The sequence below is a fragment of the Streptomyces cahuitamycinicus genome, from assembly GCF_002891435.1.
Classification (GTDB): domain Bacteria; phylum Actinomycetota; class Actinomycetes; order Streptomycetales; family Streptomycetaceae; genus Streptomyces; species Streptomyces cahuitamycinicus.
In genome coordinates this window covers 1-6006 of record NZ_POUC01000459.1, presented here as the reverse complement: position 1 = coordinate 6006, position 6006 = coordinate 1, and the positions used below count along the sequence as shown (strand labels likewise).

8 protein-coding genes and 1 pseudogene are annotated in these 6006 nt (G+C 73.3%); 6 read left to right on the top strand and 3 right to left on the bottom strand.

Translation table 11 applies throughout. From position 1 onward, the window contains the following. A pseudogene (locus C1J00_RS47335) lies at positions 1 to 144 on the top strand (DUF309 domain-containing protein); the annotation flags it as partial. Positions 145 to 294: 150 nt separating this feature from the next. Beyond that, complete coding sequence (gene cobF / locus C1J00_RS36635) at positions 295 to 1065, top strand: precorrin-6A synthase (deacetylating) (protein WP_180989832.1); 771 nt, start codon at positions 295 to 297, stop codon at positions 1063 to 1065. A 61-nt stretch (positions 1066 to 1126) separates the two neighbouring features. Here cobF and C1J00_RS36630 read toward each other — a convergent pair whose 3' ends face one another. The 3 genes from C1J00_RS36630 to C1J00_RS36620 form a co-directional block, all read right to left on the bottom strand. Beyond that, a complete protein-coding gene (locus C1J00_RS36630) occupies positions 1127 to 1867 on the bottom strand; it encodes a cobalt-precorrin-6A reductase (RefSeq protein WP_102913243.1) in 741 nt (246 codons plus the stop codon). A 49-nt stretch (positions 1868 to 1916) separates the two neighbouring features. Then, positions 1917 to 2690, bottom strand: a complete 774-nt coding sequence (locus C1J00_RS36625) for a sulfite exporter TauE/SafE family protein (RefSeq protein ID WP_102913242.1) — start codon at positions 2688 to 2690, stop codon at positions 1917 to 1919. A gap of 107 nt (positions 2691 to 2797) precedes the next feature. Next, complete coding sequence (locus tag C1J00_RS36620; protein WP_102913241.1) at positions 2798 to 3985, bottom strand: thiolase family protein; 1188 nt, start codon at positions 3983 to 3985, stop codon at positions 2798 to 2800. A gap of 211 nt (positions 3986 to 4196) precedes the next feature. Between C1J00_RS36620 and C1J00_RS36615 the strand changes: the two genes are divergently transcribed. Genes C1J00_RS36615 through C1J00_RS36600 form a run of 4 tightly spaced genes read left to right on the top strand, consistent with a single transcriptional unit; the run spans position 4197 to position 5949 of the window. Further along, positions 4197 to 4427, top strand: coding sequence for a WhiB family transcriptional regulator (locus C1J00_RS36615; protein ID WP_391125913.1), 231 nt, complete (start codon positions 4197 to 4199; stop codon positions 4425 to 4427). After that, positions 4424 to 4900, top strand: a complete 477-nt coding sequence (locus C1J00_RS36610) for a Dps family protein (RefSeq protein ID WP_102913240.1) — start codon at positions 4424 to 4426, stop codon at positions 4898 to 4900. Before C1J00_RS36615 ends, C1J00_RS36610 begins: the two co-directional genes overlap by 4 nt. A 52-nt stretch (positions 4901 to 4952) precedes the next feature. After that, positions 4953 to 5297, top strand: coding sequence for a DUF3140 domain-containing protein (locus tag C1J00_RS36605; protein ID WP_031135226.1), 345 nt, complete (start codon positions 4953 to 4955; stop codon positions 5295 to 5297). Positions 5298 to 5301: 4 nt separating this feature from the next. Then, on the top strand, positions 5302 to 5949 hold the full coding sequence (locus tag C1J00_RS36600) for an HhH-GDP family DNA glycosylase (protein WP_102913239.1): 648 nt from the start codon (positions 5302 to 5304) through the stop codon (positions 5947 to 5949). Positions 5950 to 6006 lie beyond the last annotated feature (57 nt).

The following is a 6006-nucleotide window of genomic DNA, read 5'->3' as shown; positions in this document are numbered from 1 at the left end:
GGGCAGGCCCTGCCGCACGGGATCGACGTCGCGAGCGTGGCGGCGTGGGCGCGGGAGCTGGCCGGGGACGTGGAGCGAACCGGCCGGCCGGTGGACGCGGGAGCGCGGGCGCCTCGGCTGCGGGGCCCGGCAACCGGGCGCTGAACTGCGGCGACGGGGGACCCGGCTCCCCGAGGTGATCGGCGAACCCCAGGAGGACGCGGACGGCGTGCCTCTGTTCGCCTCGCCCGGGCAAGGGGGCGACGGGCCGACCTCGGTGTGCCCGGCCCGGTCCCGGTGCGGCAGACTCGGGCCGTGCGAAAGATTCATGTCATCGGTATCGGCGCGGGCGACCCCGACCAGCTCACCCTCCAGGCGGTCAGGGCGCTGCGGAGCACGGACGTGTTCTTCATCCTGGAGAAGGGCGAGGTGAAGGCGGATCTCACCGGGCTGCGCCGGGACATGCTCGACGCGCACGTACCCGGGGGGACGTACCGCGTCGTGGAGGCGCGTGACCCGGAGCGGGACCGGAGGGCCGGCGGCGCGGCCTACTCCCCCGCCGTCGGGGACTGGCGCAGCGCCCGGGCCGACATCTACGAGCGGCTGATCGCCGAGGAGCTCGGCGAGGAGCAGACCGGCGCGTTCCTGGTGTGGGGCGACCCGTCGCTGTACGACAGCACGCTGGGGATCCTGGAGGAGGTGCTGGAGCGGGGCTCCGTGGCGTTCGACTACGACGTCGTGCCCGGCATCAGCAGCGTCTCGGCGCTCGTCGCCCGGCACCGCACGGGACTCAACCGGGTGGCCCGGCCGGTACAGATCACCACGGGCCGGCGGCTGGCGGAGGGCTTCCCCGAGGGCGTGGACGACGTGGTGGTAATGCTCGACGCCCACCAGACCTTCCGGCAGTACGCGCAGGAGGACGTGGACATCTACTGGGGCGCCTACATCGGCACTCCGGACGAGATTCTCGCCTCCGGCCCGATCGCCGAGGCGGCCCCTCGCATCGAGCGGTTGCGGGCCGAGGCCCGTGAGCGCAAGGGCTGGATCATGGACACGTATCTGCTGCGCCGGCACCCCCGCGACTGAGGGGGCAACCGGCGGGCACATCGGCGGCGAAGTCCCTCGCGACGGGCTGGGTGTGAGCCTCCTACCCCAGCCCCAGCCGGTCCAGCGCGCCCTGCACATCGGGTACGGCCGTCACACCGTCCGGCAGCGGCGGCCGCCGTACGACCACGACCGGCAGTCCGAGGTCCCGGGCCGCGGTCAGCTTGGCCGCCGTCGCCGCTCCCCCGCTGTCCTTGGTCACCAGGACGTCGACGCGGTGCTCGCGCAGCAGGGCCGTCTCGCCGGGGACGGTGAACGGGCCCCGGGCGAGCAGCACATGGGTGTCGGGCGGCATCGGCGGCTCGGGTGGATCCACCGACCGGACGACGAAGTGGAGTCGTGTCAGGTGGGCGAAGGAGGCCAGGCCGAGACGCCCGGTGGTGAGGAACGCCCGGCGGCCGAGACGCGGAAGCAGGTCGGCTGCCCCCTCCAGCGAGGGGACCGGGTGCCAGTCGTCGCCGGGGCCGGGTCGCCACCCCGGCCGGCGGAGCACCACCGCGGGTACGCCGGTCTCGGCCGCGGCGCGGGCGGCGTTGGCCGTGATCGACTCGGCGAACGGGTGCGTGGCGTCGACGAGCGCGTCCACGCCCTGCTCCCGCAGCCATTCGGCCAGCCCTCCGGCCCCGCCGAAGCCTCCGACGCGCACGTCCCCGTCGAGCGCCCCCGGCGTCGCGGTACGCCCCGCCAGGGACGTCGTTACGCGAACACCGGGGCGCGCGGCCAGCGCGGCGGCCAGGGCACGGGCCTCGGCCGTGCCGCCGAGGATCAGGACATGAGAGGACACGGCGTCGAGCGTACGAGGTCCGGCAAGGGGACCGGCGCTGCCGCGGGAGTCAGCGCAGCAGTAGCTGCAGACCGCCCACGACGGTCGCCGCGATGACGAGCTGCTCGAACAGCCGCTGGTTGATCCTGTGCACGGCCCACTTGCCGAGCAGCGCGCCGGGCACCACGAACGCCACGAGCGCCAGGTCCAGGAGCAGCGACGGGCCGTCGATCAGGCCGAGGCCCGCGCTGAAGGGCAGCTTGGAGACGTTCACGATCAGGAAGAAGAAGGCCGAGGTACCGAGGAAGCCGAGCTTGCGGAAGCCCGCGGAGAGCAGGTACATCGACATCACGGGGCCACCCGCGTTGGCGACCATGGTGGTGAAGCCGCCGAGGACACCGTAGGAGCGGGCCTTGAGACGGCCCGGGCGCGTGGTGACCGACTCCGGCCCCTCCTCCGCGTCGGCCGCGCGCCGGCGCCACACCGTCACGGCCGCCATCAGCAGCAGGATCGCGCCGATCGAGGTCCGTACGACCGCGTCGTTCGCCCAGACCAGGAACACCGTGCCGACGACTACACCGGCGGCGACCGCCGGGAACAGCCGCCACAGGGTGGGCCAGTGGGCGTGCCGCCGGTAGGTGGCGACGGCCAGGAGGTCTCCGGCGATCAGGATGGGCAGCAGCACGCCGGTGGAGGCGCGGGCGGGCAACACCGCCGCGAAGATGGCGAGACTGACCGTGTTGGCCCCGCTCACGGCGGTCTTCGAGAAGCCGACGAGCAGGGCCGCGAAGGCGAGGGCGGCGAACTCCCAGCCGGTGATGTGCCAGAGCGTCATGGTGTTCATGCGAACACTGATGCTATGTGCAACGAACGGGTGGCCGTAAGCGCCGTCTCGCCTGCTGGGCCCACCGAAGCCCGGAGCCGGGGCTCGACGTCCGCTGCGTCCTGCCGTTACGTCCTCTCGACGAGGACCGCGCTCCCCTGCCCCACGCCCACGCACATCGTGGCGAGCCCGCGCCCCGCCCCCGTACGCCGCATCCGGTGGAGCAGCGTCGTCAGGATGCGGGCGCCGGAGCAGCCCAGGGGATGGCCCAGCGCGATGGCGCCGCCGCTGGGGTTGACCAGGCCGGGGTCGATGCCGAGCTGGTCCACGCAGGCCAGGGCCTGGGCGGCGAAGGCCTCGTTGAACTCGGCCTCCTCCACGTCGCCGACGCTCCACCCGGCGCGGGAGAGCACCTTGCGGGTGGCGGGGACCGGGCCGATGCCCATGACGTCGGGGTGGACTCCGGCGGAGGCGCCCGCGACATAGCGGCCCAGGGACTCCAGGCCCAGGTCGTTCAGGGCCTCCTCGCTGACGAGGAGGAGGCCGGCGGCGCCGTCGTTCATCGGTGATGCGTTGCCCGCGGTGACCGTGCCGCCGTCCCGGAAGACCGGCTTCAGGCGGGCCAGCTTCTCGGACGAGGTGTCCTCGCGGACGCACTCGTCGGTGTCGACGACCACCCCGTCGGGGCGCTCCACGGGGAGGAGCTCGTCGTCGAAGTGGCCGTTCTTGCGGGCCAGGGCGGCGCGCTGGTGGCTGCGCAGGGCGAAGTCGTCCTGGCGTTCGCGCGGGATGCCGTACCGCGCGGCGACCTCCTCGGCGGTCTCGCCCATGGCCAGCAGACCGTGCAGGTCCCGCATCGCCGGGTTGACCAGGCGCCAGCCGAGGCGGGTGTCGGCGGTCTCCATGCGGTGCGGCAGGGCGTCGTCGGGGCGGGGCAGGACGAAGGGGGCCCGGCTCATCGACTCGGAGCCGCCCGCGATCACGACGTCCGCCTCGCCCGCGGCGATGGTGCGGGCGGCCGTGGTCACGGCTTCCAGGCCCGATGCGCACAGGCGGTTGACGGTGGCGCCGGGCACGGAGTCCGGGAGGCCGGCGAGCAGCGCGGCCATGCGGGCGACGTTGCGGTTGTCCTCGCCGGCCTGGTTGGCGGCGCCCCAGTAGACGTCGTCGATCCGCGCGGGGTCCAGCGCGGGCACGCCGGTGACCAGGGCCCGCACGACGGCGGCGGCGAGATCGTCGGGCCGGATCGTCGAGAGGGATCCCCGCAGCTTGCCGATGGGGGTGCGGCGGGCGGCCGCGAAGTGGACGGGACGCACGAGAGGCTCCTCACGCCGCGCATCAACGCGCATTAATTAGCACTGCTAGTTTCGGACTATAGCCCCTTGGTCGGCCCTCTGTGAAGATTCTGCGCCTCCCGCGGTCCCCGAGAGGTCATATCGCAGGCCGGACGACCCTCACCCGACGCGTTTGCACCAGTGCGCCCAGGGCACCCGCGCGTTCATGGAGTGGTTGCGGAGCGCAGCCTGCGTGGACGAGGACCCCGAGCTGTTCTTTCCCGTCGGCACCGCCGGCCCCGCCCTGCGTGACGTGAGCGCCGCGAAGCGGGTCTGTGCGCGCTGCCCGGTGGCCGACCCGTGTCTGAGTTTCGCGCTGAGCAGCGGTCAGGCCTCGGGCGTGTGGGGCGGCACCGGCGAGGAGGAGCGCGACGCACTGCTCCGGACGACCAGGAACGACGCGAGAAGGAGAAGTGCCCAATGACGGCTGTGAGGAGCACACTGCCCGACGACGCCCGCAAGGTCTCCTGCGAGGCACTCCAGGACACCCTGGTGGATCTGCTCGGGCTCTCGCTGGTCGGTAAGCAGGCGCACTGGAACGTCGTCGGGCCCCGTTTCCGGTCCATCCACCTCCAGCTCGACGAGGTGGTCACCGCGGCACGGGACTTCGCCGACACCGTCGCGGAGCGGTCCGCGGCGCTGGGCGTCCCGCCGGACGGCCGGCCGGAGACGATCGCGAAGGCCTTCACGCTGCCCGCCCCGAAGGAGGGCTGGGTCCGCGACTCGGACGCCGTGCAGGTGATGGTGGAGGCGCTGCAGGACGCGGTCGGCCGGCTGCGTGAGCGCGTCGACGCGACCGAGAAGGCTGACCCGGTCACCCAGGATCTGCTGATCAGCGTCACCGCGGAGCTGGAGAAGCAGCGCTGGATGTTCGACGCCGAGAATTTCCCCCGCTGACCCGCGGGGGAAGGGCACAGGACAACCGACGCACGTACGGAAGGGGCAGGCGATGACCGACGCCCTCGAACTCGACGCGCTGTGGGAGGACTTCCACCGCGTGGTGAACATGACCTCGCAGGAGCTCGCGGCCTGGCTGCGGGTCCGCGACGCCGACGAGGCCACCGAGCCGCTGCCGGACCAGGCCGGCTCGGCCACCGGGCAGCACGTCCTGGCGATCCTCCAGAAACGGCGCACCGACCTGACCGAGGACGACCTGCGCGTGATGCGGAAGGTCGTGGACACGGTCACCGGCCAGGTGGACCTGGAGAACGAACCCGAGCCCGAGGTGACGGCCGAGGACACCCGGCGCCGGCACCGGCTGATGACGGTCGGGCACGACCCGCTGAAGGGATAAGGCCATGGGCCGCCCGGAGCGCGTCGTACGGGAACTCCTCGGCGCGCACGGCCGGACGTACGCCGACGAGGCGGGTGTCGGGCTGAAGGACACACCGCAGCCGCTGTACCGGCTGCTGGTGCTGTCCCACCTGCTCAGCGCCCGTATCCGCGGCTCGGTCGCGCTGGCCACCGCCCGTGCCCTGCACGAGGCGGGGCTGCGCGATCCGCGCCGCATGGCGCAGGCCGGCTGGCAGCAGCGGGTCGACGCCCTGGGCCGGGGCGGCTACCGGCGCTACGACGAGCGCACGGCCACCCAGCTCGGTGACGCCGCCGAGCTGTTGAGCGAGCGGTGGGGCGGCGATCTGCGGCGGCTTCGCCGGGAAGCGGACGGCAAGGTCTCCGAACTGCGCCGCCTTCTTATGGAGTTCCCCGGAATCGGGCCGGCTGGTGCCGACATCTTCCTGCGCGAGGCGCAGGGCGTCTGGCCGGAGGCAGCCCCCTACCTCGATGCCAAGGCCCTCCAGGGCGCCGAACGGCTGGACCTGCCGAAGGAGCCGGAGCGCCTGACCGAACTGGCCGGTGACACCGACCCGGCCGTCTTCGCCGCGGCGTTGGTGCGGGCGGCGGTGGACAAGGAGGTCGCGCGGGACACACTGCGGCGTGCCGGGTGACCGGCACCTCAGCCGGCACCTCGCGCCGGACCCCCCGCCGACACCTCCGCCACCTCC

Coding starts and splice junctions, on each gene's coding strand:
- C1J00_RS36625 (WP_102913242.1), bottom strand. CDS start 2,690: ATGAACACCATGACGCTCTGGCACATCACCGGCTGGGAGTTCGCCGCC.
- C1J00_RS36610 (WP_102913240.1), top strand. CDS start 4,424: ATGACGGCTGTGAGGAGCACACTGCCCGACGACGCCCGCAAGGTCTCC.
- C1J00_RS36605 (WP_031135226.1), top strand. CDS start 4,953: ATGACCGACGCCCTCGAACTCGACGCGCTGTGGGAGGACTTCCACCGC.
- C1J00_RS36600 (WP_102913239.1), top strand. CDS start 5,302: ATGGGCCGCCCGGAGCGCGTCGTACGGGAACTCCTCGGCGCGCACGGC.